Source organism: Propionibacterium australiense, assembly GCF_003666605.1.
GTDB lineage: Bacteria > Actinomycetota > Actinomycetes > Propionibacteriales > Propionibacteriaceae > Propionibacterium > Propionibacterium australiense.
The window spans coordinates 1-1,339 of sequence record NZ_RCIV01000057.1 but is presented as its reverse complement, the minus strand read 5'-3'; the positions used below and the strand labels follow the sequence as shown (position 1 = coordinate 1,339).

Sequence of the window (1,339 nt, the reverse complement as noted above, 5' to 3'; positions counted from 1 at the left end):
TGGAAGGGGCCGAGCCTGCGTGATCCGGCCACTGGCAGGTCGCCGCCGGTTGTTGCGTGGATTTTCTGGCACAGGTCTTGTGTCTGAGTGCGGGTCAGTCGTGTGATAGCATGTGGTTTGCGGCCTGTCCCTTGATTGTTTCTTTTCACACATTAATCATCTCGGGACAGACCGCCCCTTCGTCTTCAATGACACGCCTCATACGAGATCATCCAAAACCACTCGAACAAACCCTATGAATAAGCCTCACAGCATGCGTCCACCCTGTTCGGATCACCACCCGGAGGCAATTCACCGCCAAATGAATACTCAATCCCTCGCACCAGATCCAACTGTTCCCGCCACATGTTTCCCCTAGCTCAGCACTTTCTGGAACCGGAACATGCCATCCATGCCATCTTCTTCACCCGCCCCATACTCCTCCGGCTCGTTCGGATCGGGGTGATGACTGTTGTAGAATTCCACGATGGCAAAGCCGCAGCGGTTCACGTAGAAGTGGATGTTTCGCCTCTCAAAATACGGGGTCACCGTCTCCCAGGTTCTCACTGCCGGGTACAGCTTTTCGACTTCGCACCAGGCGGCGTAACCAATGCCCTTGCTGTGGACATGTGGCGAAACGAAGAGCAACTCCAGTTCGCCATGGTCGCCATCGACCCTGACGACCACACCGCCGACTTTCGCGTCGCCAGCCACAATGCGGTAAGCCTCTCCGCCGTCAATCGACTTCTCGATGGTGTCCCGTGCGATGATCTGGCCAGCTTCTTCGAAATGGCTATCCCGACACCCGAACTCCACCAGTGCGCCATGGTTGAACGCCTCCTGATTGTCTCGGATGAATTGTTCTCGGTCATCTTCCCGCAAAGGAACCAGTTGGACGTCAACCATGAGTCATGAATCCTCGTCATCCATTATTTCAACGTCGCAAACAACAATCCAGGGCACGCGGTCGATCCAGAAAGTCCAGAAAACACCGAACAAGGACTCCGGCCAGAAGATCCGCGGCGCGGAGTTTTGAGCAAGCTCCCCCTTGCCGGCTTGGCAGCCGACAACAGATGCTCATTCTACTCAATCATCTGGCGCGGGAATCAGGGAGGGTTATGCAAAACTGTTTTTGTAGAATTCTAGTGCGATGACTGTTGTGATGGTTTGTGGGAAGGTGTGGATGGGTCTGCGGTAGCCGGTGTGGAGTATTCGCCAGGTTTTGAGGCTGGCGATTGCTCGTTCGACTGGGGCGCGTAGCTTGTTGATGGTTCTGTTGTACTGTTTCTGGTTTTCTGTCAGCTCGCCGTGGACTGGTTTTCGTTCCGGGGTGATCATGCCCAGTCCGGTGTAGCCCTTG

The 1,339-nt window shown here is 55.0% G+C and carries 2 protein-coding genes; both read right to left on the bottom strand.

The genetic code is table 11. The features are described 5' to 3' along the window. Positions 1-354: 354 nt before the first annotated feature. Entirely contained in the window at positions 355-885 is a 531-nt protein-coding gene (locus D9T14_RS13215) for a GNAT family N-acetyltransferase (protein WP_119162950.1), read from the bottom strand. Positions 886-1,095: 210 nt separating this feature from the next. After that, positions 1,096-1,339, bottom strand: a 244-nt coding sequence (locus tag D9T14_RS13210) for a transposase family protein (protein WP_147434140.1), incomplete at its 5' end; no start/stop codon positions are given.

What these genes read in the sequence shown, in the direction of transcription:
- D9T14_RS13215 (WP_119162950.1), bottom strand. Translation starts at nt 885, where the DNA reads ATGGTTGACGTCCAACTGGTTCCTTTGCGGGAAGATGACCGAGAACAA.